General features: G+C 60.6%; 23 protein-coding genes. 16 read left to right on the top strand and 7 right to left on the bottom strand.

Annotation, left to right across the window (positions count from 1 at the left end; genetic code table 11):
- Positions 1-123 precede the first annotated feature (123 nt).
- Both AB4N84_RS22455 and AB4N84_RS22460 read left to right on the top strand, forming a co-directional pair.
- A complete protein-coding gene (locus AB4N84_RS22455; RefSeq protein ID WP_074749710.1) occupies positions 124-420 on the top strand; it encodes an ArsR/SmtB family transcription factor in 297 nt (98 codons plus the stop codon).
- A gap of 144 nt (positions 421-564) precedes the next feature.
- Entirely contained in the window at positions 565-1,998 is a 1,434-nt protein-coding gene (locus AB4N84_RS22460) for an NAD-dependent succinate-semialdehyde dehydrogenase (protein ID WP_074749711.1), read from the top strand.
- 69 nt (positions 1,999-2,067) lie between these two features.
- Here AB4N84_RS22460 and AB4N84_RS22465 read toward each other — a convergent pair whose 3' ends face one another.
- Complete coding sequence (locus AB4N84_RS22465) at positions 2,068-2,817, bottom strand: GntR family transcriptional regulator (protein ID WP_460047101.1); 750 nt, start codon at positions 2,815-2,817, stop codon at positions 2,068-2,070.
- Between the two features lie 115 nt (positions 2,818-2,932).
- On the opposite strand from AB4N84_RS22465, the gene AB4N84_RS22470 reads away from it, so the two are divergent.
- The 5 genes from AB4N84_RS22470 (at position 2,933) to AB4N84_RS22490 (ending at position 9,446) form a co-directional block, all read left to right on the top strand.
- Entirely contained in the window at positions 2,933-4,288 is a 1,356-nt protein-coding gene (locus tag AB4N84_RS22470; RefSeq protein WP_460043237.1) for a class-II fumarase/aspartase family protein, read from the top strand.
- A 90-nt stretch (positions 4,289-4,378) separates the two neighbouring features.
- Positions 4,379-5,680, top strand: coding sequence for a C4-dicarboxylate transporter DctA (gene dctA, locus AB4N84_RS22475; RefSeq protein WP_074749713.1), 1,302 nt, complete (start codon positions 4,379-4,381; stop codon positions 5,678-5,680).
- Positions 5,677-7,083: a class II fumarate hydratase gene (locus AB4N84_RS22480; protein ID WP_460043239.1), complete on the top strand. Its 1,407-nt coding sequence runs from the start codon at positions 5,677-5,679 to the stop codon at positions 7,081-7,083. The genes dctA and AB4N84_RS22480 overlap by 4 nt, the downstream gene beginning before the upstream one ends.
- Positions 7,084-7,288: 205 nt before the next feature.
- Complete coding sequence (locus tag AB4N84_RS22485; protein WP_460043241.1) at positions 7,289-8,758, top strand: MFS transporter; 1,470 nt, start codon at positions 7,289-7,291, stop codon at positions 8,756-8,758.
- 100 nt (positions 8,759-8,858) lie between these two features.
- Positions 8,859-9,446 carry a LysE family translocator gene (locus AB4N84_RS22490; RefSeq protein ID WP_460043242.1) on the top strand — a complete coding sequence of 196 codons (588 nt, stop codon included), beginning with the start codon at positions 8,859-8,861 and terminating at the stop codon, positions 9,444-9,446.
- A gap of 1 nt (position 9,447) precedes the next feature.
- Here AB4N84_RS22490 and AB4N84_RS22495 read toward each other — a convergent pair whose 3' ends face one another.
- Entirely contained in the window at positions 9,448-10,272 is an 825-nt protein-coding gene (locus tag AB4N84_RS22495; RefSeq protein WP_460043244.1) for a helix-turn-helix transcriptional regulator, read from the bottom strand.
- Positions 10,273-10,278: 6 nt separating this feature from the next.
- Positions 10,279-11,943 carry a phosphoethanolamine transferase gene (locus AB4N84_RS22500; RefSeq protein WP_460043245.1) on the bottom strand — a complete coding sequence of 555 codons (1,665 nt, stop codon included), beginning with the start codon at positions 11,941-11,943 and terminating at the stop codon, positions 10,279-10,281.
- Between the two features lie 275 nt (positions 11,944-12,218).
- Here AB4N84_RS22500 and AB4N84_RS22505 point away from each other — a divergent pair, with 275 nt between their 5' ends.
- Positions 12,219-12,830, top strand: a complete 612-nt coding sequence (locus AB4N84_RS22505; protein ID WP_460043247.1) for a glutathione S-transferase — start codon at positions 12,219-12,221, stop codon at positions 12,828-12,830.
- 32 nt (positions 12,831-12,862) lie between these two features.
- Here the strand turns inward: AB4N84_RS22505 and AB4N84_RS22510 are convergent, their stop codons facing one another.
- Genes AB4N84_RS22510 through AB4N84_RS22520 form a run of 3 tightly spaced genes read right to left on the bottom strand, consistent with a single transcriptional unit; the run spans position 12,863 to position 15,748 of the window.
- The gene (locus tag AB4N84_RS22510) at positions 12,863-13,612 is read right to left on the bottom strand and encodes a substrate-binding periplasmic protein (protein WP_460043249.1); all 750 of its coding nucleotides are present in this window, start codon (positions 13,610-13,612) and stop codon (positions 12,863-12,865) included.
- Positions 13,613-13,628: 16 nt separating this feature from the next.
- Positions 13,629-14,975: a GGDEF domain-containing protein gene (locus tag AB4N84_RS22515; protein WP_460043251.1), complete on the bottom strand. Its 1,347-nt coding sequence runs from the start codon at positions 14,973-14,975 to the stop codon at positions 13,629-13,631.
- 2 nt (positions 14,976-14,977) lie between these two features.
- Positions 14,978-15,748, bottom strand: a complete 771-nt coding sequence (locus tag AB4N84_RS22520; RefSeq protein WP_460043252.1) for a substrate-binding periplasmic protein — start codon at positions 15,746-15,748, stop codon at positions 14,978-14,980.
- Between the two features lie 321 nt (positions 15,749-16,069).
- On the opposite strand from AB4N84_RS22520, the gene cydP reads away from it, so the two are divergent.
- The 5 genes from cydP to AB4N84_RS22545 are packed head-to-tail and all read left to right on the top strand — an operon-like array spanning position 16,070 to position 19,420.
- Positions 16,070-16,267 carry a cytochrome oxidase putative small subunit CydP gene (gene cydP / locus AB4N84_RS22525; RefSeq protein ID WP_074749722.1) on the top strand — a complete coding sequence of 66 codons (198 nt, stop codon included), beginning with the start codon at positions 16,070-16,072 and terminating at the stop codon, positions 16,265-16,267.
- A complete protein-coding gene (locus AB4N84_RS22530; RefSeq protein WP_460043253.1) occupies positions 16,264-17,853 on the top strand; it encodes a cytochrome ubiquinol oxidase subunit I in 1,590 nt (529 codons plus the stop codon). The genes cydP and AB4N84_RS22530 overlap by 4 nt, the downstream gene beginning before the upstream one ends.
- A 10-nt stretch (positions 17,854-17,863) precedes the next feature.
- Entirely contained in the window at positions 17,864-19,006 is a 1,143-nt protein-coding gene (cydB, locus tag AB4N84_RS22535) for a cytochrome d ubiquinol oxidase subunit II (RefSeq protein ID WP_460043255.1), read from the top strand.
- An 11-nt stretch (positions 19,007-19,017) separates the two neighbouring features.
- A complete protein-coding gene (gene cydX, locus AB4N84_RS22540) occupies positions 19,018-19,134 on the top strand; it encodes a cytochrome bd-I oxidase subunit CydX (RefSeq protein WP_074750231.1) in 117 nt (38 codons plus the stop codon).
- Positions 19,124-19,420: a cyd operon YbgE family protein gene (locus tag AB4N84_RS22545; protein ID WP_460043256.1), complete on the top strand. Its 297-nt coding sequence runs from the start codon at positions 19,124-19,126 to the stop codon at positions 19,418-19,420. The genes cydX and AB4N84_RS22545 overlap by 11 nt, the downstream gene beginning before the upstream one ends.
- Here the strand turns inward: AB4N84_RS22545 and AB4N84_RS22550 are convergent.
- Positions 19,414-20,706 (bottom strand): MFS transporter, encoded by a 1,293-nt coding sequence (locus AB4N84_RS22550; RefSeq protein ID WP_460043258.1) that lies wholly within the window; start codon positions 20,704-20,706, stop codon positions 19,414-19,416. The genes AB4N84_RS22545 and AB4N84_RS22550 overlap by 7 nt on opposite strands.
- Positions 20,707-20,989: 283 nt before the next feature.
- Between AB4N84_RS22550 and AB4N84_RS22555 the strand changes: the two genes are divergently transcribed.
- The 3 genes from AB4N84_RS22555 to AB4N84_RS22565 all read left to right on the top strand — a co-directional run bounded on the left by AB4N84_RS22555 (position 20,990) and on the right by AB4N84_RS22565 (position 23,613).
- Positions 20,990-21,910, top strand: a complete 921-nt coding sequence (locus tag AB4N84_RS22555; RefSeq protein ID WP_074749727.1) for a LysR family transcriptional regulator — start codon at positions 20,990-20,992, stop codon at positions 21,908-21,910.
- Complete coding sequence (locus AB4N84_RS22560; protein ID WP_460043260.1) at positions 21,910-22,812, top strand: LysR family transcriptional regulator; 903 nt, start codon at positions 21,910-21,912, stop codon at positions 22,810-22,812. The genes AB4N84_RS22555 and AB4N84_RS22560 overlap by 1 nt, the downstream gene beginning before the upstream one ends.
- Before the next feature lie 177 nt (positions 22,813-22,989).
- A complete protein-coding gene (locus tag AB4N84_RS22565; RefSeq protein ID WP_074749729.1) occupies positions 22,990-23,613 on the top strand; it encodes a glutathione S-transferase family protein in 624 nt (207 codons plus the stop codon).
- Positions 23,614-23,766: the final 153 nt, after the last annotated feature.

Consider the following 23,766-nt stretch of genomic DNA (forward strand, 5'->3'; position numbering starts at 1 on the left):
AACCTGAGCCGTCTGCTGGCGTCGAACTCAGGGTGTGACATTCTGGGAAGTCAGCGGTGGTCGGCATGACTCTCAACCAAAAGGTCCCGACAAGGAGGTTTCAACTGGGGTTTACTGATCTTCATGAGCACTGCACATCAATTTCCGCTGACTGATCTGCAAATCGCCCTGATCTCTCGGGCCTTGGCCGATCGCCGGCGTTATCAGATTCTGGTCCAGATCAGCGAGTCGACAGAACCGGTGCCCTGCGCCGAGTTGCTCAAGGTGCATCCGGTGAGCGCCGCCACGGTGTCCCATCACACCAAAGAGCTGGAACGCGCCGGTTTGATTTCCACCATTCGCGAAGGCAAATACGCCAGCTTTTTAATGCAGCGCGAAGTGCTTAAGGCGTACGCGGAGCAACTCATGCAGTTCTGCTGACGCAACCTTTGCTCGTCATCGATGCCTGTCATCCTCATCAGACATCCTATCAAGCAGCCTTGACCATTACTGGTATATGCCCGTAAATTGTCCGGCTTGTTTTTATCATTCTCCCGCCTCCTTCAGGCGCATTCGGAGCTTCTTATGTACCCAGACGTTCAGCTGTATATCGATGGCCAATGGCGAGCCAGTGAAGACGGCCGCACCATCGCCGTGATCAACCCGGCGACGGGCGACACCCTGGGCACGGTTGCCCACGCCAACATCGCCGACCTGGATCAGGCGCTGGCCGCTGCCGAGCGTGGTTTTGAAACCTGGCGCAGCACCCCGGCATATGACCGCTACAAGATCATGCAAAAAGCCGCCAACCTGCTGCGTGACCGGGTCGATAACATCGCCAGCATCATGACCCAGGAGCAAGGCAAGCCACTGGCCGAAGCGCGCATGGAAACCCTGGCCGCCGCCGACATCATCGACTGGCTGGCGGAAGAGGGCCGTCGAGCGTATGGCCGTCTGGTGCCGTCGCGCAATGTGTCTGTGGAACAGAAAGTCATCAAGGAACCCGTCGGCCCGGTCGCGGCATTCACCCCGTGGAACTTCCCGATCAACCAGGTGGTGCGCAAGTTGTCTTCTGCGCTGGCAGCGGGCTGCTCGATTATCGTCAAGGCCCCGGAAGAAACCCCGGCTTCGCCTGCGGAACTGATTCGCGCCTTCATCGACGCCGGCGTGCCCGCCGGTGTGATAGGTCTGGTGTACGGCGATCCGGCACAGATCTCCAGTTACCTGATTGCCCATCCGACCATCAAGAAAGTCACCTTCACCGGCTCCACGCCCGTCGGCAAGCAGCTGGCAGCCTTGGCCGGTCAGCACATGAAACGCGCCACCATGGAGTTGGGCGGCCACGCACCTGCCTTGGTGTTCGACGACGCCGACATCGACCTGGCGGCGCGCACCCTGGCGACCGCCAAGTTCCGTAACGCCGGTCAGGTCTGCGTGTCTCCGACTCGTATTCTGGTGCAGCGTGGCGTGTTCGATGCGTTCGTCGAGAAGTTCGTCGGCCTCACCCACGAGGTCAAAGTCGGCAACGGTCTGGAGCAGGGCGTCACCATGGGCCCATTGGCCAACGAACGGCGCGCGCCGGCGTTGTCCGCGCTGGTCAACGATGCCTGTGAAAAAGGCGCCAAACTGCACACCGGCGGTAAGGCCATCGACGGCCCGGGTTATTTCTTCCAGCCAACCGTGCTCAGTGGCCTGACCACTGACATGCGCGTCATGAGCGAAGAGCCGTTCGGTCCACTGGCGTTGCTGGTGCCATTCGACACCGTCGAAGACGCCGTTAAGGAATCCAACCGCGTGCCATTCGGTCTGGCGTCCTACGCGTTCACCACCTCGATGAAAACCGCCCACATCCTCAGCACCCGCATCGAAGCCGGCATGCTGTCGATCAACCACCAGGGCATCGGCCTGGTGGAAGTACCGTTCGGCGGCGTCAAGGATTCCGGTTACGGCTCCGAAGGCGGCACCGAGGCAATCGAGGCGTACCTGAACACCAAGCTGGTGACGGTGTTCAACCTGTAACGCTTGGACGGCTGCAAGCAAACAGAGAGCCCACCGATCGGTGGGCTTTTTTTTGTAGGCTAAAAAGGGTCAGACGTCGTGGATAGACGCACGCCTCTCACGCTTCATCTGCATCACCAAGGTAAAGCGGTCGTCCGGGTAGACCGTCTCCGATACCGCGATCAGAGCGCCCTGATCATCACGGTATTGACGAATGATGTTCAGACCCAGTGAACCGGCAGCGGCATTCAGGCGTGTCGCCAGCTCGGCGTTCAGTTGCACTGGGCGGACTTGCTGGTCCACCGTATCGATCCGTTGCCCGAACTCCCGCTCAATCAAGGCGGCAATCAGTTCGCCAGGACACTGCTCGGCCGTAGGAATAACTGCCGCATAGATTTCATCGGCGTAGACATCGGTCCAGCACAGCGGCGAATGGCGTTGGTTGACATCGACCTTGATGCTGGACATGCAAAAGCAATGTGAACCTGGCTCAAGACCCAGACGCCTGGCCTGAGCGATGTCGGCGACGAAGTGACGGACCTCCTGCACATCCCGAATGTGGGTTTCGGCCACATGCACCAGATCAGCAACCGACGCCAGCGACTGGGAATACCCGCCACTGGGCGTATCCGCTTCCACGCGGGTGCCGACGCGTTTGCGCCGCGACACCATGCCCTGATTCTGCAACTGCGTGATCGCCGCACGTATTGTGTGCCGGCTCACTGCGTACAGCTCGCATAACTCGAACTCTGTCGGTAGCAACGAACCGACGGGGTAACGACCGCTGCTGATGCCTTCCATCAGGTCGTCGGCGACCGCCGCGTAACGCGTTTGATTGATGCCTTCCATCGAGCTCTCTCCACAGCGAGTTGACAGTGTATCAGGGCAAGGGGTAATAATTATGTACGGACATATAAAATATGTACGGCCAATAACAACATTTGAGACCTTCTCCATGTCCACTACCGTTTTTGACTCCGCGCTGTTTCGCGACATGTTTGGCACCGCCGAAATGCGCCACGTGTTTTCCGACAGGGCCTTGATTGAGCGCTACATCGAAGTCGAGGTCGCGCTGGCACGGGCCGAAGCACGCTGCGGCGTGATCCCGGCGGAGGCGGCTGAGCAGATTGCAACCAAAGCGACCTTCGAGTCGCTGGACCTTGCATTGATGCAACACGAAACCGAAATCGTCGGTTATCCAATCCTGCCGCTGGTGGAGCAACTGTCGAAAACCTGTGGTGAGGCAGGCCGCTACGTGCACTGGGGGGCAACCACGCAGGACATCATGGACACCGCCGTTGTCCTGCAGGTGCGCGCTGCGTTGGTGCTGGTCGAGCGCGATATTCAGGCCGTGCGTGGCCTGCTGGCTGGCTTGGCGCTGCGTTATCGCGACACGCCGATGGCCGGGCGTACGCACTTGCAGCATGCGTTGCCGATCACGTTCGGTTACAAGTGCGCGGTGTGGCTGAGCATGTTCGACCGTCACGCCGAGCGCCTGGTAGAGCTGCGTCCGCGAGTGGAAGTCGGGCAGTTTGCGGGCGCCGCTGGAACGTTGGCCTCGCTTGGCGACAAGGGACTGGACGTGCAGGAAGCGCTGATGAACGAACTGGGCCTCGGCGTGCCGCAAGCCACCTGGCACGTAGCCCGCGACGGTCTGGCCGAAACGCTCAATTTTCTTGGGCTGGTCACGGCTTCGCTGGGCAAGGTCGCTTTGGACGTCATGATGATGATGACCAGCGAATTGGGTGAAGCCTACGAGCCATTCGTCAAAGGACGTGGCGCCAGCAGCACCATGCCTCAGAAACGCAACCCGATTTCCTGTGAACTGATGTACGCCGCTGCCAAGGGGGTGCGCCAACAGGCCGGCCTGATGCTTGACGCGATGATTCAGGACTTCGAACGCTCCACCGGCCCGTGGCAGGCAGAGTGGATCGCCATCCCGGAGGCGTTCGCCCTCAGCGCGGCGTCACTTGGTCAGGCGAAATTCATGCTCGCCGGTCTTGAGGTTCGCCCTGAGCGGATGTTGAAGAACCTCAACATGACGCAGGGTCTGATCGTCGCCGAAGCGGTGATGATGGGGCTGGCGCCTGCGCTCGGTCGGCAGTTGGCGCACGACGTGGTATATGCCGCCTGCCGCGAGGCGAACGACCAGAACATCAGCCTGCTTGACGCGCTGCTCGCACAAGGCGCAGTCACCGAACGGCTGGATCTGGCGGAACTGCAACGCCTCACCGACCCGTGCAATTACCTGGGTCTGGCGCCCCAGATGGTTGACCGCGCGCTGGAGCGTGAAGGTTCAGTCAAGCGCTGACGCTCGAGGCCGGACGCGGAGTGTGGCGCGTCCGGTCGCTGGCTGTTTCAAATCCTGTTTTTGCCCCATAACAACAATGAGAGCGCAAGCATGTCTTCTACCGGTAAAAAACCGTTTTACCGCGACCTGACGTTTCAGGTCATCGCGGCCATGGTCCTGGGGATCGCGTTCGGCTTTCTGGCCCCGGAAACGGCCGCCAGCTTCAAGATCCTTGGCGACATTTTTCTCAAGCTGATCAAGACCGCCGTGGCTCCGTTGGTGTTCTTCACCGTTGTCCATGGCATTGCCTCGGCGGGTGACATAAAACGGGTGGGCAAACTCGGACTGCGAGCTTTGATCTACTTTGAAGTCTTGTCGACCGTGGCGCTGGCTATCGGATTGGTCTGGGGCAACCTGCTGCAGATCGGCTCCGGTATGCATGACGCTCACCCGAGCAGCGCGACGGCTGCTGCGGCGAGCGCTGCGGTTGCCAAAGGGCATGGCCCCGTTTCGACGATGGATTTCATCTACGGCATTTTCCCTGACAACTTCGTGGGCGCTTTTGCCGGAGGCCAGTTATTGCAGGTTCTGGTGATCTCGGTGCTGTTTGGCTTCGCGTTACTGGCGCTCAAGCCTGAGCGTCGCGAGGTCATCGAAGAAGGGCTCAGTCGCATCTCTGAATGCTTCTTTGAATTCATCAACTTGATCATGAAGTTTGCACCGCTGGGCGCGTTTGGCTCGGTCGCCTACGCGGTGGGCAGTAATGGCACGGCGGTCCTGATGTCGCTGGCCAATCTGGTGCTGATGTTTTACGTGGCGATTTTCTTCTTCATCTTTGTGGTGCTGGGTGCGGTGTGCCGACTTTCGGGGTTCAGCCTTTGGCGCTTCCTTAACTACATCAAGGACGAGATTTTCATTGTGCTGGGGACCGCATCTTCCGAAAGTGCATTGCCCAGGCTGTTGCAGAAGCTTGAGAAGTTTGGGTGTTCGAAACAGAGCGTCGGCCTGGTGCTCCCGACCGGATATGCGTTCAATCTGGACGGCACCTCCATCTACATGTCGTTGTGCGTCCTGTTTATTGCCAATGCCTACGGTGTGCCGCTGAGCTGGGAGCACCAATTGGGCATCATCGCTATCATGCTGGTGACGTCCAAAGGCGCAGCAGCAGTGTCCGGCGGCAGCTTCGTGGTGTTCGCGGCCACCGTGACTGCCGTTGGCGTGTTGCCGGCCGAGGGCCTGGCCTTGCTGTTTGGCGTGTACCGTTTCATGTCTATGGCGATTGCCACGTGCAATACCATTGGCAACAGCGTGGCTACCGTTGTGGTTGCCAAGTGGGCCGGTGAGTTTTCCGAACAGACCGCCCGCGAGGAATATCGACGGGAACTGGGCCGCGAGCCGGGGGCAGCGCTATGACACTCACCCGAACAGAACATGATGCGTTCGGCCCTGTCACCCTACCGGCTGACCGCTATTGGGGGGCGCAAACGCAGCGTGCGCTGGAGGTGTTTGGCGGCCACGGTGAGCGCTTTTCACCTGAGTTGATCCACGCGTTCGGTCAGCAGAAGGTCGCGGCGGCGCGCGCCAATCGACGTCTCGGCGTATTGCCCGCCACATTGGCAGAGGCGATTGAATACGCCGCTGAAAAAGTGGCCTCAGGGGCGTTTGACGAGCATTTCCCGTTGACGATCTGGCAGACTGGCTCCGGGACGCAAACCAACATGAATGCCAACGAGGTCATTGCCAATCTGGCGAACCTGGCCTTGAACGGTGAACTGGGGAGCAAACATCCGGTGCACCCGAACGACCATGTCAATCGCTCGCAATCGTCCAATGACAGCTTCCCCACGGTGATGCACCTGGCAGCAACCCTGCAGTTGCGCGATCAGTTGTTGCCGGCGCTGGGTGCATTGCGAGATGCGTTGGCAGACAAGGCGCAGGCGTGGGCCGGTGTATTGAAGATCGGTCGCACGCACCTGATGGACGCGGTCCCGATGACTCAGGGGCAGGCGTTCGACGCCTTTGCCCACCAGATTGACCACGGTATCGAGCGTATAGAAGGCTGCCTGCCACGGCTGCGTTTGCTGCCTCAGGGGGGAACGGCGGTGGGCACAGGCCTTAACTCGCCAGAAGGTTTCGATGTCGCGTTTTGTGAAGCGCTCAGTGCTGTGACGGGAGAGAGGTTTACGCCAAATCCAAGCAAGTTCGAGGGAATGGGCACCCATGACACGCTGGTCGAACTGTCCGGGTCGCTGAATGTGCTGGCGGTATCCTTGAGCAAAATTGGCAACGACATTCGCCTGTTGGGTTCAGGGCCTCGTTGCGGGCTGAGTGAATTGCGGCTGCCAGACGATGGACTGACCTCATCGATCATGCCGGGCAAGCGCAATCCGACCCTTGCCGAGGTGCTGGTTCAAGCAGCAATGCAAGTCATGGGCAATCACACCACCATCACCCTTGCGGGTGCCTCCAGCGTGTTTGAATTGAACGTGGCCAAACCGGTGCTGATTCACAACCTGCTGCAGTCGATCGGCGTGCTCACTCATTCTGTCCGCATCTTCACCGACAAACTGCTCAGGGGATTGGAGATCAACCGTCAACAGCTGAACGACAACCTGGAGAACGCCTTGCTCATGGCCACCGTCCTCAATCCCGTGCTGGGTTACGACCGCGTCGCCCAAATCACCCGCAAGGCTTTGCAGGAGGGATTGTCGCCCAAGTCGGCAGCGGTGGCATTGGGGTTTATCACGCCCGAAGAGTACGAGCGGTGGGTGCGGCCTGAGCTCATGGTGGCGCCCGGCTTGGCTGAGCGCCCCTAGTCGCAGGGGGCCTTTTGGTGCGCGATCGGGTCAGGTGCGTGGAGTTGACTGGCCCGGCGCACTGGCGTCTTCGTCATCTTCGCGCTTTGGGGGACGGCGTACGAATTGACGCTGGTCCGACTTGATTGTGCACCGTCTGAACTCCCTCCCACACGCCGGACTCTCAAGCCAGAGATCACCCCGATCACTGGCGCAAGGATCAGGCATGAGCACCACCGGCACTCCATCCGAATCGCAGCAGGGCAAGGGCAAGTTGTTCGAAACCGACCTCCCGGCGCGTCTCGACCGGTTGCCGTGGGGACGGTTTCATACGTTGCTGGTGTTTGCGCTGGGCATCACCTGGTTGCTCGACGGGCTGGAGGTTACGCTGGCCGGGTCGGTCTCCGGGGCGTTGAAAGAAAGTCCGGTGTTGCGATTGAGCAACGCCGATATCGGTCTGGCGGGCGGCGCGTACATCACCGGTGCGGTGCTCGGCGCGTTGTTCTTCGGGTGGCTGACCGACCGCCTGGGGCGGCGAAAGCTGTTCTTTATCACCCTTGCGCTGTACATCAGCGCGACGGCCGCCACGGCGTTTTCGTTCAGCCTGTGGAGCTTCATGTTGTTTCGCTTCCTCACCGGCATGGGCATCGGCGGCGAATACACGGCGATCAATTCGACGATTCAGGAGTTCACCCCGGCGCGCTTTCGCGGCTGGGTCGACCTGACCATCAACGGCACGTTCTGGATTGGCGCGGCGCTGGGGGCGGGCGGCTCGATACTGTTGCTCGACCCAGGTTGGGTCGGTGGCGATCTCGGCTGGCGTTTATGCTTTGGGATAGGTGCCGTGCTGGGGTTGGTGATCCTGCTGATGCGCCTGTGGTTGCCGGAAAGTCCACGCTGGCTGCTGATTCATGGTCAGGCCGAGGAGGCGAGGGTGATTGTCGAGGGCATCGAAGACCGCCTTCGCCAACAAGGTCATGCGTTATCGCCGCCCACCGGTGAGAAGCTGCGCCTTCACGCCCGGGACCATACGCCACTGGGCGAGATCTTCGACACCTTGTTCAACACCTACCGGCAGCGCGCTTTGGTGGGCTTGACGCTGCTCACCGCCCAGGCGTTTTTTTACAACGCAATCTTTTTCACCTACGCCCTGGTCCTGACCGAGTTTTACCAAGTGCCGTCGGCGTCAATTGGCTGGTACGTGCTGCCGCTGGCCTTGGGTAACTTCTGCGGGCCTCTGCTGTTGGGACGACTGTTCGACGTGGTCGGGCGGCGCATCATGATCAGCCTCACGTACGCCGTTTCTGCGGTGCTGCTCAGCATCAGCGGTTACCTGTTCGAGCAGGGTGTGTTCAGCGTCACCCAGCAGGCAATCGCCTGGATGGTCATTTTCTTCTTCGCGTCGGCGGCGGCCAGTTCGGCGTATCTCACCGTGGCCGAAACCTTTCCGCTGGAGATTCGTGCGTTGGCGATCGCCGTGTTTTATGCGTTCGGCACCGCCCTTGGCGGGATTGTCGGTCCGATGCTGTTTGGCGAATTGATCGACAGTCATCAACGCGGCCCGGTATTCGTGGGCTACTTGATTGGCGCAGCGTTGATGCTGTTGGCGGCGATTGTGCAAGCGATCTGGGGCGTGGCGTCGGAACGAAAGTCGCTGGAACAGGTGGCGCGCCCGCTGTCCCAGGCCAGCGATTGAGCTAAGGGTGGACGCGGATGGACTGGTCAGTTTTCTTCAATACGCCGTGCGCCCGCTTCTTTAACGTCCCCGTTCATTCATTGAACGGAGAATGGCGGTAATGAACCTGACGATTTCCATGGCGGCGTTTGCACTGGCGGCGTCCATTTCACCCGGGCCGGTGAATGTGGTGGCGCTGAGCAGCGGGGCGCAATTCGGGCTGGTCACCAGTTTGCGGCACGTGATGGGGGCGACGGTCGGCTTTGTGGTGTTGCTGATCTTCACCGGCTTCGGCCTGCACGAGGTGCTGCATCAGTACCCGATGCTGACCGACCTCATTCGCTGGGCGGGGATGGGATTTTTGGTGTATCTGGCGTGGAAACTGGCGATCGACGACGGCCATCTGAACGTCGACAAACCCACCCGGCATCCTTCGTTCTGGCATGGCGCGGCGATGCAGTGGCTGAACCCAAAGGCATGGCTCGCGGCGGTGGCGGGCATGGGGGCGTTTGTCGCGGATGGCGAAGCGCGGTTGATCGGTTTGTTCGCACTGGTCTACTTCGTTGTCTGCTACGTGTCGGTCGCCTGCTGGGCCTATGCCGGTGCCTTCCTGGGGCCGTACTTGCGCAGTGCGCAACGCATCCGGGTGTTCAACCGCAGCATGGCGGCGTTGCTGACCGGGTGCGCAATCTCTTTGCTCTACGTCTGAATCACTGACGGTATTGCCCCGGCGTCGCAGCGAGGTGCTTTTTGAAAACACGCTGGAAATGCGCCTGATCGGAAAACCCATTTTGCTGGGCGATGTCGGCAATCGGCTCGCCTTCGCGCAGTTGCGCCTGCGCATGCTGAATGCGCCGGTTGATCAGGTAGGCGTGTGGCGTCATGTGGTAATGCTGCTCGAAAGCACGAATCAGGTACGCCTCCGACAGGTTGGCGGCCTGGCAGATTTCTTCCAGGCGGATGGCGCGCGAAAAGTGCTGATTGATGTACTGCGCCGCGCGCTCCACCTTGGCGTTGACCTTCTTCAGCGGTACGTCCGCACCCCCTGGCCGCTGCTGCATCAGGGTGAAAAAGACGATGGCGGCTTCATGTTTTTCCAGCGCGTCCAGCGCCGGGTCGATCAAGGTTTGGTGCAGATCGAGCAGCGCGGAAAAAAGCGTCGGATCGCTACTGGAGATGCCCGGAATCGGGCGAAACCCATTGATGCCACACGCCTGCTGAACCCGGCCCAGCCACTGTGCATCGACGTACAGCATGATGTACGACCAGAGCTGATCATCGATGGGGTTGCAGGCATGAACGTCGCCGGGATTCATCCATACGACCGTGCCGGTGCTGATGCGCTGGTCGGTCTTTTCGTGCAGGTACGTGCTGAATCCGGAGGTGATGGCGCCGATGGAAAACACGTCGTGGGAATGGCGTGAATAGCAGACCTTGCGGCCATCGGCGATGGATCGCGCCTCAATGAAAGGCAACTGCGCATCCCTCCAGAACACCGGTATTGCTGCGTGGTTCACCGGGTTCTGAAGGGGCATGTCAGGTCATCCTTTGCTGCGCTTGCAGCTGTGGAAAATGTCGAGGGCTGGCTGGTATTCAGTGGTGTTGACGCCGAGCAAGCCTAGCACCGAATGAAACAGGTAGTCATGGCTCAGGTCGGGCTGGTTCTGTTTCGCCGCAAGACAGCTGCGGTCGATGCTGGCGTCTTCCAGCGTCTGGTTGCCGAACCACATGACCATCGGCACGTGGGTCTGCGCGCTCGGGGCGATGGCATACGGCGCAGCGTGCAGGTAAACACCGTTTTCACCCAGCGACTCGCCATGGTCCGAAACATAGATCATCGAGGTGTCCACTTTGTCCTGATTGCGCTTGAGCAGCTCGATGGTTTGCGACAGGAAGTGGTCGGTGTACAGGATCGTGTTGTCGTAGACGTTTTTCAGCTCGTCTGACGTGCAACTGCCCAGCTGGTTGGTGTGACAGACCGGCGTGAAGCGCTCCATGGTTTTCGGGTAACGATTGTAGTATTCCGGACCGTGGCTGCCGTCGGAGTGCAGCACGATGATGGCGTTGTCCTTGAGCGAATCAATGTAGTCCTGCAAGCCCACCAGCAGCGATTCGTCCAGGCAGTTCTGACCGTCGCAGAACGGGCTCGGCTGGGTTTTGGGAATGTCGCTGTGCGGCACGCGCAGGCAGGTGCCCTTGCAGTCACTGTTGTTGTCCAGCCACACGACCTTCAGCCCCGCACGCTGCAGCATGTCCAGCAGGCCTTCGTAGGTCTTGCCTTTCTTGTCGCTGTAATCGCTGCGCGGGAACTTGGAGAACATGCACGGCACCGACACCGCCGTCGAGGTGCCACACGAGGACACTTGCGTGAAGTTGAGAATGTCCTGCTTCTTCAATTCCGGGTTGGTGTCGCGTGCATAACCGTTGAGCGAGAAATGGTCCGCGCGGGCGGTTTCACCCACGACGAAAATCATCAGGCTCTTTTTCGGCCGCTGCCGGGCTTCTGCGCTGAGTACCGAATCTTCACCCACGGCCTGGATCTTGACGGTTTCCTTGATGGCGACCGTCTGCTTGGTCAGCTTGCCGATGGCGTAGATGTAATTGGTCGGGTTGATGAAGTGGGTCAGCTTGTCTTCATCCCGAAAAATAGGCGCATAGGTGGAATAGAACGGCCCGACGGAGGCGGCGATCACCAGCACGCAACCGATGCACACCAGCACCTTGTTGACCAGGCCGGGCAGCACGCGGCGGTAGGTCACCGGCGTCATCCAGATCAATACGATGGGCAAGACACCCAGCAAGCCCAGGTAGAGGAACAGCTTGCCGCTGATCAGGGCCTCGGCCTCGCCGGGGTTGGTTTCCAGCACGTTCTGCATCATCACGGTGTCGATCGTGATGCCGTAGGTGTTCATGAAGTAGGCGGCCGACGCGGAGCACAGTGCCACCAGACTCAGGACCGGCTTGAGTGTGGGTTTGAAGGAGAAGGGCGTCAGCAGCAGCGTAATGGCTGCCCAGAGAAAGAACGCAAAAGAGGCATAGAACGCGACCGCCTTGATGCCTTGCAGCTGGGTCAAACCGATCAGGGCATGCCATGTCGCCAGGTTGTAGAAGGCAACCAGAGACAGGGAGAACAGCATGACGAGGCGAGTGGAGGTGACGGGTTTCAGCGTTGAACGCATTTCCATATAAAGCACTACTCGAAACATGGCCCACACGTGCGCCAAAGCGGTCCTATCCTTGCGACCGGCACGTCGGACAAACCTGTCGGTGACAGGCGGATTAATGAGGGAGGCGTAGATCGCGCGGAGTTTTTCAGAACGATTGTGAAGACTTTGTGAAACAGCGTAGACGAGCTGTCAGGACGATAAATTCTTTTTTCAGCATCCAGCGTTGCGCGCCAGAGCCTTTTTGCTAGCCTGCGAAACGTCGTTGCGCAAACGCGCAATTATCTTGATATCGCCAACTGACAGGAGCTTGTCGGATGAAACTCATCGGTATGCTGGATTCGCCTTACGTTCGGCGGGTCGCGGTCAGTCTTAAACGCATGGGCGTAGCGTTCGAACACGAGTCGGTGTCGGTGTTTCGAGGCATGGAGCGCTTCAGGGAGCTCAATCCGGTGATCAAGGCGCCCACTTTCATTACCGATGACGGTTTGGTGCTTATGGAGTCGAGCCTGATTCTCGACTACGTGGAGTGTCTGAAGGGCGCGGGCAATGGACTGATGCCTGTGGCACTGGCGGAGCGTGCCCGGACCCTGCGTCTGACCGGTCTCGCCTTGGTGGCTTACGAGAAAGCCGTGCAGATTTACTATGAACGCAACCTGCGACCGGCCGAGATTCAGCATGCACCGTGGGTCGAGCGGGTCAGTGGGCAATTGAAAACGGCGTGCGCGGAACTTGAGCGAGAGCTGACCGAGCGGCCGTTGAGTGCAAGTCAGGACATCGGCCAGGATGGCATCAGCATCGCCGTGGGCTGGTCGTTCATTCAACTGGTGGTGCCTGATCTGATCAGTGCCGAGTCCTACCCGGTGCTGGCGGCGTTCGCGTCAGAGGCCGAACAACTGGACATCTTCAAAAGCCTGCCGATGGTTTAGGCCCGCGCGCGGTAGACTCGGCCAGCCTGGGCCTACTGTGCCATGACCTTCGCCAGCGTCCCGTCGTCTTTCAAGTGTGCGAAGGCGGCGGTGATGCGTTTGACCGTGTCGTCGGGCGTCTTGAGGCTCAGGGCGACGTAAAGCCCTTTCGACAGCTCATCAATCGTGTACACGCTTTCCAGGTCTTCGTAGGCAATGTGCAGGTCTTCGCACTGCTCCCGCGCCTCGCGTTCCGGCAACGGCACCAGTGCGACCTGGCCACTCAGCAGCTTGCGCAGGTTGTCGAGGTTGTTGGCCGAGACCACCATTTTGCTGAACCCCTTGCCCTCGAGGTATTCCTGACGAGAGTCATCACGCACCACGCCGACCGTGTAGTTTTTAGCGTCCTGCAGGCTCTTGACCACGACGTCGCGACGCTCACGCAGTTTGTAGAACATCGGGGTGACCTGATCCAGTTCACCCACCCACTTGAATAGCGGCTCGCGCTCGGCGCTGCGGATGATCGGATAAATCAGCACGTTGGGCTCCAGCCGCGCCATGTCGTAGGCGCGCGCCCACGGATAGAGGGCCATGTGGTAATCGGTGACGCCGGCCTTGGCCAGGGTCTTCTCGACAATTTCACTGGCGACGCCGACCACTTTGCCGTCACGCAGTTCGCTGTACGAGGAGTCTTCGGTAACCACCTGCAGCGTCTCGGCCTGAGCCTGCAGGCAGAGCAGCACCAGCACCGTGGCTGCGAAAGCGCCCCAGCCCTGTTTAACCGAATATGGGGTATTGCTCATGTCAGACCCTCCCTGATCAGATCACGCACCGGTTACGGCCCTGACTTTTGGCCCGATACAGAGCCTTGTCGGCGCTTTGGAGTAATTGATCGAAGCGATCCATCGTCGCCGCGTCGAGTTCGGCGATGCCGATGCTCAGCGTGACGTAGGGCGACACCACTGACGCGCTGTGGGGCAGTCTCTGGTTTTCGAGCAGTTCACGCAGTCGCTCGCCGGACGCCAGCGCCTGCTGCCGGTTTTGCCCCGGCAACAGCACGGCGAATTCTTCCCCGCCCAGACGCGCCACCAGCTCCCCTGATCGGGAAAACAGCGCGCTCATGGTCAATGCGACGTCGCGCAGGCACTGATCGCCCACGGCATGGCCATAGGTGTCGTTATAGAGTTTGAAGAAATCGATGTCGCACATCAGTACCGAAAACGGCTGCTGGTGGCGCAACGCCCGGTTGAATTCCAGCTCCTTGAGCTCGTCGAAGTGCCGGCGGTTGGCCAGGCCCGTCAACGGGTCGAAACGGGTCAGGGCTTCGAGACGGATGTTCGCCGCTTTCAGTTGCGCCGTGCGTTGTTCCACCAGTTCGGCCAATTGGTCACGGCTGGCGGCCAGGGCGATTTCGTCGCGGGTCTGACGCTCCAGGTGGTTGGCCAGCTTGTCTTGCAAATCGTTGACCCCGGCCTCCAGCAGGTCCAGTTCGTCGCTGGCGTTGCTCCGGCGCTCCAGGGACAGGTGCTGTTTGAGGTTTTGCGGCGTCAGTTGCTCCAGATGCCGGGCGATGCGGCGTACGTGCAGGGTGACCGACCGGTTGAACATGCCCATGATCAGACCGGCAAGGGCCAGGGACTGGATGATCTGGGTCAGCATGATGATCCCGACTTCTTTCCACAGGCGCTTCCAGAGCAGGCTCTCATCACCTTCGATGGTCAACTCGCCGACCACTTCGTTGGCGCCGGGGTAGGGCGTGACCATCAACTGGCGATGCAACGCCGGGGCGAGAATCGAGCCCGAATGCCCCGGATGTTGACGCTCCAGCACCTCCGCCGGACGGCCTGGGCGAAGGATGCGCAGCTCGACACGGCCAACGGGGGCGGCCAGCGCGACGCTGTCAATCTGGGCCTGCAGCGCTTCGCTGTCCATTTCCCACACGGCCTTGGACAGCGTGCCCTGAAACACCTGATCGATGAGGTTCAACTCGGCGTTCATGGTCGCCAGGTTGTTGCTCCAGGCAAACCAGGTGCGCACCGCGACCGTGGCAACCGTAAACAGCACACAAAACGCCAGGGTCGCTATCACCAACCGGCGCGCCAGCGAGCCGTTGCGAGGCCGCGCGGCGAGGTGTTCAGGGCGTGTCGATTCGGACTCTGCGAGCATGCTCAATTCCATTTCCGCGCAATAGCATCGTAGGTTCCGTTCTCACGGATGGCTTTCAGGCCTTGTTGAAACAGCTGAACAGTAGCATCCGCCGTCCCGGTGCTGAAAGCCATGTTGAACCCTCCCGCTTCTTCCAGCGCGGGCACACGCAAGGATTGCACCAGCGTGCGGTCAGGATCGTCGCCAACCTGGCGGGCCAGGTAGTCGGCATTCAATTCGTCGGAGATCCACAGGTCGACGTGCCCGGTTTGCAGTTTCTGGTAGTTGAGTTCGTAACGGTTGCTGGACTGCAATTGCTGGCCGAGCACGAACTTCTGGCTCATGAGGTATTGCTCGCCGACGTCTTCATTGACCGTGGCGGTCTGCCAGTCGCGCGCGTCGTTCAGGTCCATGAGGCTGACCGGATGGGCAGACGAGGAATAAATGTACCAGCGCGAAGAGGCGATGGTGCCGACCCACTTGAACAGGTGCTCGCGCTCGGCCGTGCGGGTGATGGAGTAGATGAGGACGTCAGGGTCGTGCAGCGCCAGGTCGTAAGCGCGCGCCCACGGCATCGACTGGATGCTTGCCTGAACGTTCACCTCCTTCAATACCGCCTGCACCACCTCGGTGCTCATGCCGGTCAGCTGACCGGCGCGGGTCATGTTGTAGGGCGGCAGCTCTTCGGTGACGATGCGAATCGGATCGGCGTGGACACCCAAAACACTCAGGCACAGCCATACGGCGTGATCAAGCACGCGGCGGGCCAGGCGACGGAGAACAGGGGGTGTCATGGACAGCTACCTCATGGCTGCAGTCGCAAGGTGTTCCGATTCCGGGCGGACATCGGCAAAGGAACACGACCAGACTGCTTCGTACATCCACGATATCGGCTGCAAAATCCGGCACTTGAGCGGTTTATCTGCCGTTCATCCTGTGGTGTTGCGGGTGGTCGGTTGCGTGGGTCGAGCGCCTGAAGGCCCGGAGGACGCATCCGGCCGGGCGCAACCCTGTGGCGTTCTGCCACACCAGCGCTTGCCCCGTTGTTTGATCCAGATCAAGGGTCTCGGACATGGCTGTAGGAAAAATACCCCGCACCCCGACGAGTCCTCAACATGCCCGGCCCTTTCGATTTCCTCAAACACCCGCTGGCGAAAGAGATCGGTCTGATCCTGTTGATCAAACTCGTCTTGCTGATGGGGATCCGCAGCGTCTGGTTCGACGCTCCGGTCGACGTCAGGGACGACGGGGTGCAAGCCGGCCTGCATGTACTGGGCGCCCCTCCCGAACCTCCTGAGAAGAACCCAAAATGATTTCGGAATCAGTCGTCGACTTATCTCGACTGCAGTTCGCAATGACCGCGCTGTACCACTTTCTGTTCGTCCCGCTGACGCTGGGCATGGCCTTTCTGCTGGCGATCATGGAGTCGGTCTACGTCATGACCGGCAAACAGGTCTACAAGGACATGACCCAGTTCTGGGGCAAGCTGTTCGGCATCAACTTCGCCCTGGGGGTGGCCACGGGCCTGACGATGGAATTCCAGTTCGGCACCAACTGGGCGTATTACAGCCATTACGTGGGCGACATTTTCGGCGCGCCGCTGGCCATCGAAGGCATGATGGCGTTCTTCCTTGAGTCGACCTTCATTGGCTTGTTCTTTTTCGGCTGGGACCGTCTGAGCCGTGTGCAGCACCTGACCGTCACCTGGCTGGTGGCGATCGGTTCCAACCTGTCGGCCTTGTGGATTCTGATTGCCAACGGCTGGATGCAAAACCCGGTGGGCGCCGAATTCAACTTCACCACCATGCGCATGGAGCTGACCAGCTTCAGCGACCTGCTGTTCAACCCGGTCGCGCAGGTCAAGTTTGTTCATACCGTTGCTTCCGGCTACGTCACGGGTGCGATCTTCGTGTTGGCGATTTCCAGCTGGTACTTGCTCAAAGGCCGTGACATTGGCTTTGCGCGGCGCTCGTTCGCCATTGCCTCGGCGTTCGGCATGGCTTCGATTCTGTCGGTGATCGTGTTGGGGGACGAATCCGGTTACGAAATCGGTGACGTGCAGAAAACCAAGCTCGCCGCTATCGAGGCCGAGTGGGAAACCGAACCGGCGCCCGCGGCGTTCACCTTGTTCGGCCTGCCGAATCAGGCGGAGCAGCGCACCGATTACGCGGTGAAGATCCCCTACGTGATGGGCATCATCGCCACGCGCTCGGTGGACAAGCAGGTCACCGGCATCAAGGACCTGGTCAGCGAACATCAGGCGCGCATCCGCAACGGCATGGTCGCGTACGACCTGCTGGGCAAGTTGCGCGCCGGCGACAAGAGCCAGCAGACGCTTACTGCCTTCAATGATGTGAAGAAAGACCTGGGTTACGGCCTGTTGCTGAAGAAGTACACCGACAAGGTGGTGGACGCCAGCGAGCAACAGATTCATCAGGCGGCTCTGGATTCCATTCCTCACGTCGCCTCGATCTTCTGGACCTTCCGCCTGATGGTGCTCAGCGGTGTGTTGATGCTGCTGTTGTTTGCCTGTGCCTTCTGGGCCTCGGCGCGCAAGAATGAATCCAGCAAACGCTGGTTGCTCAAGTGGGCGCTGTTCAGCCTGCCGCTGCCGTGGATCGCCACGCAGACCGGCTGGTGGGTGGCCGAGCACGGTCGTCAGCCGTGGTCCATCGGTGAAGTGCTGCCGGTGCACCTGTCGGCGTCGACGCTGTCGTCGGGGGACGTGCTGGGCTCGATCCTGGCACTGGTGGGTTTTTACACCGTGCTGCTGGTCATCGAGATGTACCTGATGATCAAGTTCGCCCGACTCGGCCCAAGCAGTTTGCACACCGGTCGTTATCACTTCGAACGACGTGACGCTGACGTGTCCGCCGCACCCCAACCGACGCTGGCCTGAGGAACGCACGATGTTCGATTACGAGACACTCAAACTGATCTGGTGGGTGCTGGTCGGCGTGCTGCTGATCGGTTTCGCCCTGACCGACGGGTTCGACCTGGGCGCAGCGATGCTGATGCCTTTTGTCGGTCGCAACGACACTGAAAGAAGGGTGGTGATCAACACCATCGCGCCGCACTGGGACGGCAATCAGGTGTGGTTGATCACCGCCGGCGGCGCGCTGTTCGCCGCCTGGCCACTGGTGTACTCGGCGGCGTTTTCCGGGCTGTACTGGGCGCTGCTGCTGGTGCTGTTCGCCTTGTTCATGCGCCCGGTGGGCTTCGATTACCGCAGCAAGCTTGCAAACACCCGATGGCGGCAAAGCTGGGACTGGGGCCTGTTCGTCGGAGGCCTGGTGCCGTCGCTGGTGTTCGGCGTGGCCTTTGGCAACCTGCTGCTGGGCGTGCCGTTCCAGTTCGATGACACGCTTCGCTCCAGCTATCAGGGTAATTTCTGGCAGTTACTGAGCCCGTTCGGATTGCTGGCCGGTGTGGTCAGCCTGAGCATGCTCGGCCTGCATGGCGGCAGCTGGTTGATGATGCGCACCGAAGGCGCGATTGCCCATCGTTCGCGGCGTGCCACGCAAGGGTTGTCTCTGGTGTTCTTGCTGGCGTTCATCGGTGCGGGTGCCTGGCTGCTGTTCGGCGGCATTCAGGGCCTGGCCATCACGTCGACGTTTGACCCTGGCGCCGCGCTGAACCCTTTGGCCAAGACCGTCGCGGCGACCAACCCTGGCTGGTTGGCCAACTATCACGCGCATCCTTTGACCGTCATTGCGCCGTTGCTGGGGATCTTTGGCGGGCTGCTGGCGTTGCTCGGTGCCAGTGCGGGGCAGGGTAGAACGGCCTTTCTGGGCAGCAGCCTGGCGATTGTCGGCGCGCTGTGCACCGCAGGCTTTGCGCTGTTTCCCTTCGTCATGCCATCGAGCCTGGACCCGGCCTCCAGCCTGACCGTATGGGACGCAGTGTCCAGCCATAAAACCCTGATCATCATGCTCATCGCCGCGTCGATCTTCGTGCCGCTGATCCTCTGCTACACGCTGTGGTGCTACGCCAAAATGTGGGGCAAGGTCACCACCGCGCACATCGAGCACAACCCTCACGGTCTTTATTAAGGAGAATCGTCATGTGGTATTTCGCCTGGATTCTTGGCGTCTTGCTGGCCTGCAGCTTCGGCATCATCAACGCGTTGTGGCTGGAGGCTGCGGACGCCCGCTCTCGGGAGAACGGTCGTGACCGCTGAGGCATTGGCCGCTCCTTTCAGGCATGCCGTCGGCCGGGTCTTGTCCCTGCTGATGGCGGTGCCCTTGAGTCTGGTGCTGCTGATCCACCCGGCATCGATGCTCAATGCCCAAGGCCATTACTCCCACAGCGTGCTGATGCTGATCATGTGGGGTGTGGCCGCAGGCTACGTGCACGGGGTCGGCTTCGAGCCTCGTGCGCTGGCCTGGCGGGTGGTGTTCCACCCGCTGCTGGCATGGGCTTTTATGGCGTTGGGGTTCGGCCTCTGGATACTCGCGCGTCAGTGAGTCTGAGCCTTGGGCGTCTTCAGGACAGGCAGGATGGACAGCGCGATCAGCGCGGCAATGACGCACAGCAGGCCGGATATAAAGAAGGCCGGCAGGTAACTGGCGAAGTGCGTGCGTGTCCATCCGGCACCGAAGGCGGCAAAGGCGGCGCCTAGCTGGTGGCCGGCGAAAATCCAGCCGAAGACGATATTGGCACGCTCAGGCCCGAACTTCTGCACCGTCAGCTTCACCGTTGGCGGTACGGTGGCGATCCAGTCCAGGCCGTAGATCAGGGCAAAGAACGACAGGCCGTAGACCGTGAAGTCCGAGAACGGCAGGATGATCAGCGCCACCCCACGCAACCCGTAATAGGCGAACAACAGCCAGCGGTTGTCGAAGCGATCCGACAACCAGCCTGAACCGATGGTCCCGACAAAATCGAAAATCCCCATCACGGCAAGCATGCCTGCGGCAGTGGTAGCGATAAGGCCGTAATCACCGCACATGCTGATGAAGTGGGTCTGAATCAGGCCGTTGGTGCTGGCCCCACAGATGAAAAACGTCATGAACAGCACCCAGAACGTCCAGGTCCCGGAGACGTCCCGTAATACCTTGAGCGGCGTCGTCAGCAACTCGGCGAACGTCTGAGTGCTCGCCACCAGCGGCTGTATGTCGGTTTCGCCATAGGACGGCAGTTGCAGGTCGGCGGGACGGTTGCGCATCAGTGCGAGCACGGCAACGCCGGCAATCACGATGGCGACACAGATGCAGGTCAGCGCGGTCCGCCAGCCATAGTGCTCAGTCAGGTTGGCGAGCATCGGCATGAACACCAGTTGACCGGTGGCAGAGCTGGCCGATAACAGGCCCATCGCCATGCCACGGCGTTGCGAGAACCAGCGTGTGGCCACCGTTGCCCCCAGCACCATGGCCGTCAGACCGGTGCCGAAGCCCACCACCAATCCCCACAGCACCACCAACTGCCAGAACTGCGTCATGAACAGCGACAGGACCATGCCGCTGGCGACCAGGGTCAGCGCAGTCAGCACCACCTTGCGCACGCCGAAGTGATTCATGAAGGCGGCCGCGAACGGTCCAACCAGACCAAACAGGGCAAAGCGCACCGCCAGCGCCGAGGATATTTCGGCAGTGTCCCAGCCGAACTCCGCTTCCAGCGGCTTGATGAACACACCGGGAGCACCGACCGCTCCAGCCATCACCAGCATGGTCAGAAAGGTGACGGCCAGAATGACCCAGCTGTAATGAATGCGGCGACGCGAGAGCGACGCAGCAAGAACCGACGAAACCATGAGTGTTCCCCGAGGAGCAAAAAAGCGAAAAAATAGAGTATGACCGTGCGCCAATATGAACGCTCAGAAGCATGGGTCTCGTCAAGAGGATATTTCTGAATGTTTCAATAGTGCAGGGCACAACGTCCATTTTTCGGGTCAGTCCAGGACTCCGCATTCGTCGTTGAGCCTGCGTCAAATTCGCAGTCGAAATTCGCCAGGCTCCGGAGGAGTTGCCCGTTTCTCGGTTCAAAACGCTACTATCGCAACTACTTACAAGAACAGCGTATAGCCGAGCCCATCCATGGACAGATTTCAGGAAATGCAGGTCTTCATTGCCGTGTGCGAAGAGCGCAGCTTTGCCACGGCCGCCCGGCGTCTGAACATGTCGGCGCCCAGTGTCACCCGAGCTGTCGCCGCGTTGGAGAAACGCATCGGCACCTTGCTGTTGTCGCGGACCACACGCAGTGTGCACCTGAGCGAAGCGGGGCAGCGTTACCTCACCGATTGCCGACGCATTCTGAGCGAGCTTGAAGAGGCCGAAGAGTCTGCCGGGGGCAGCATCGCCGCGCCGGTCGGCCAACTCACGATCACCGCCTCAATGCTCTTCGGCGAACTGTTCGTCATGCCGTTGGTGGTGGGGTATCTGCAGCAATACCCCGGGGTGAGCATCAACGCGCTGTTGCTGGACCGGGTGACGCAAATGGTCGAGGAGGGGATCGACGTCGCGGTGCGCATCGGCCATCTCATGGACAGTACCCAGCATGGCGTCAAAGTCGGGGAAGTGCGTCGCGTGCTGTGCGCATCGCCTGCCTACCTCGACGCCCACGGGCGTCCGCAGCATCCCGAAGACTTGAAACAGCATCGGCTGGTGGTTTCTCACGCCAGCGTGTTGCTGCGACGCTGGGAGTTCATGGACGCAGGCAAACCGGTGCACGTCGATCTCCAGTCGCGCCTGACCGTGTCGGCAAATCAGGCGGCAATTACCGCGGTGACCATGGGTTGGGGCATTACCCGCGTTCTGTCGTATCAGGTCGCCAGTCAGGTGGCCAGCGGGGCACTGGAACTGGTGCTCGAAGCGTTCGAAGAGCCTGCCTTGCCGATACACGTGTGCTACCAGGCGGAGCGCAAGGTGTCGGCCAAGGTGCGCACGTTCGTCGATTATTGCGCCGAACGCATGATGCAGGACCCGGCAATCAAGGCGGCAGGCAGGAGTCATCGCTGATGGATCGCCACCAGCAGATGACCATTTTCGACGTCGTGGTCGCCGAGCAGGGGCTGGCGGCGGCGTCGCGCAGACTGGGCGTTTCCGAAGCGACGGTCAGTCGCTCGCTGGCCGCGCTGGAAGCGCGTCTGGGCACACGGCTTTTGGCGCGCAGTACGCGGGGCGTGACCTTGACCGAATCGGGGCGCCTGTTCGCCAGCGAATGCGCGCGGTTGCTGCGCGCGGCCGACGAAGCCGATGCCTCGGCCAACGGACTGCACGTCGAGCCCCGTGGTTTGCTGACACTGGTCACGCCACTGTTGTTCGGGGACCAGCTGTTGATGCCGGTGATTCTTGATTATCTGGACGCCTGGCCCGGTATCGAACTGTCGGTGGTCTATCAGGATCGCTTTCCCCACATGCACGAGGAGGGTGTCGATGTCGCCGTGCTCATCGGCGCCTTACCCGATGCCTACATGGTGGCGCGAAAGGTCGGAACGGTACGCCAAATGATCTGTGCCAGCCCTGCTTATCTGGAGCGGCACGGCGCGCCATTGACGCCGACCGACCTCGCGGCGCACTCCCTGGTGTTTTGCAGCGCCAGCCACCGCATGCTCGAGTGGCGATTTCAGCGCGACGGCTCACTGCGCAGCGTGGCCTTGAAGCCGAACCTGCGCTGCACCACCCAAGTCGGCGTTATCGGCGCTGCCATCAACGGCGCGGGACTCGCGTCTTGCCTGGGCTATGAAGTTCACGGGCATCTCCAGGCGGACCGGCTAACAAGTGTGCTGGAAGGGTTCGAGCCCGCTCCGTTACCGGTACACCTCGTGTATCGGGAGGGACGGCGTGCGTCGGCCCGCGTGCGCAGCTTTGTCGACTTCGCCGTCGAACGCATGCGTCAGCACCCGGTACTGCAGCACTGACCAGTGCGCTGTTGCTGACGGATCATTTCATGGGGTGAAATGCTGGATTGCCTTTTGTGGTGATTCTGCTCTTTGGCGTCGTGGCTCACTATTCACCCATCGGCGCGGTGAACCCTCAGGCGGCAACACCGCTTCCGCGCTGACCCTTACTTCACGACAGCCTCAGGAGCCAAACCCATGAATGCCATCAAGCTCTATCATTTCCCGTTGTCCGGCCACTCTCATCGTGCCCAGTTGATGCTGTCGCTGCTGGGGCTCGACCCTCAGATTGAATTCGTCGATCTGGCCAAGGGCGCGCACAAGACCCCTGAATACCTGGCGATCAATGCCTTCGGCCAAGTACCGGTCATTGACGACAACGGCACGATCATCGCCGATTCCACCGCGATCCTGGTGTATCTGGCGAAAAAGTACGACACCTCGGGCAAATGGCTCCCCGCCGATGCGGCCGGTGCCGCAGAAGTGCAACGCTGGCTGGCGGTTGCCGCTGGACAGATCAACAACGGTCCGGCCCGCGCACGTCTGATCACCGTATTCGGTGCAGGTTTCGACCCTAAGGACACTATCGACCGCGCTCACGCTGTGCTGAAAGTGATCGAGACGCACCTGGACGGTCGCGAATTCCTGGCGGCTGATCACCCCACCATCGCGGATGTTGCGGGCTACAGTTACATCGCCCATGCGCCGGAAGGCAACGTTTCGCTGCAGGAATACCCGAACGTCCGTGCCTGGCTGGCGCGCATCGAAGGCCTCAACGGCTTTGTCCCGATGCCCCGGACTAAAGCAGGCCTGGTGGTCTGATTCGACGGGAACCTCCGGGGTGCCGGGAAACGGCTGACGGAGTTCGATGCTGTTTTTGATTCTGGCCGAAGGCCGTAGGGGTTTGTTTGCTGGCGGTCTGTTCGCTGACAAATCAGGCCTCTGCGCCCGTCGGGCAGAGCGAGGCCCTCTGAT

The sequence above is a fragment of the Pseudomonas sp. S2_H01 genome, assembly GCF_054668305.1.

Bases quoted from the DNA above. Each gene is read 5' to 3' on its own strand.
- AB4N84_RS22470 (WP_460043237.1), top strand. From the start codon at position 2,933: ATGTCCACTACCGTTTTTGACTCCGCGCTGTTTCGCGACATGTTTGGC.
- AB4N84_RS22560 (WP_460043260.1), top strand. From the start codon at position 21,910: ATGGATCGCCACCAGCAGATGACCATTTTCGACGTCGTGGTCGCCGAG.
- AB4N84_RS22495 (WP_460043244.1), bottom strand. From the start codon at position 10,272: ATGCCCCTTCAGAACCCGGTGAACCACGCAGCAATACCGGTGTTCTGG.
- cydP (WP_074749722.1), top strand. From the start codon at position 16,070: ATGCCCGGCCCTTTCGATTTCCTCAAACACCCGCTGGCGAAAGAGATC.
- AB4N84_RS22505 (WP_460043247.1), top strand. From the start codon at position 12,219: ATGAAACTCATCGGTATGCTGGATTCGCCTTACGTTCGGCGGGTCGCG.
- AB4N84_RS22515 (WP_460043251.1), bottom strand. From the start codon at position 14,975: ATGCTCGCAGAGTCCGAATCGACACGCCCTGAACACCTCGCCGCGCGG.
- AB4N84_RS22485 (WP_460043241.1), top strand. From the start codon at position 7,289: ATGAGCACCACCGGCACTCCATCCGAATCGCAGCAGGGCAAGGGCAAG.
- AB4N84_RS22455 (WP_074749710.1), top strand. From the start codon at position 124: ATGAGCACTGCACATCAATTTCCGCTGACTGATCTGCAAATCGCCCTG.
- AB4N84_RS22555 (WP_074749727.1), top strand. From the start codon at position 20,990: ATGGACAGATTTCAGGAAATGCAGGTCTTCATTGCCGTGTGCGAAGAG.
- AB4N84_RS22490 (WP_460043242.1), top strand. From the start codon at position 8,859: ATGAACCTGACGATTTCCATGGCGGCGTTTGCACTGGCGGCGTCCATT.
- cydX (WP_074750231.1), top strand. From the start codon at position 19,018: ATGTGGTATTTCGCCTGGATTCTTGGCGTCTTGCTGGCCTGCAGCTTC.
- AB4N84_RS22510 (WP_460043249.1), bottom strand. From the start codon at position 13,612: ATGAGCAATACCCCATATTCGGTTAAACAGGGCTGGGGCGCTTTCGCA.
- AB4N84_RS22500 (WP_460043245.1), bottom strand. From the start codon at position 11,943: ATGTTTCGAGTAGTGCTTTATATGGAAATGCGTTCAACGCTGAAACCC.
- AB4N84_RS22480 (WP_460043239.1), top strand. From the start codon at position 5,677: ATGACACTCACCCGAACAGAACATGATGCGTTCGGCCCTGTCACCCTA.
- AB4N84_RS22530 (WP_460043253.1), top strand. From the start codon at position 16,264: ATGATTTCGGAATCAGTCGTCGACTTATCTCGACTGCAGTTCGCAATG.
- AB4N84_RS22520 (WP_460043252.1), bottom strand. From the start codon at position 15,748: ATGACACCCCCTGTTCTCCGTCGCCTGGCCCGCCGCGTGCTTGATCAC.
- AB4N84_RS22550 (WP_460043258.1), bottom strand. From the start codon at position 20,706: ATGGTTTCGTCGGTTCTTGCTGCGTCGCTCTCGCGTCGCCGCATTCAT.
- AB4N84_RS22565 (WP_074749729.1), top strand. From the start codon at position 22,990: ATGAATGCCATCAAGCTCTATCATTTCCCGTTGTCCGGCCACTCTCAT.
- dctA (WP_074749713.1), top strand. From the start codon at position 4,379: ATGTCTTCTACCGGTAAAAAACCGTTTTACCGCGACCTGACGTTTCAG.
- cydB (WP_460043255.1), top strand. From the start codon at position 17,864: ATGTTCGATTACGAGACACTCAAACTGATCTGGTGGGTGCTGGTCGGC.
- AB4N84_RS22460 (WP_074749711.1), top strand. From the start codon at position 565: ATGTACCCAGACGTTCAGCTGTATATCGATGGCCAATGGCGAGCCAGT.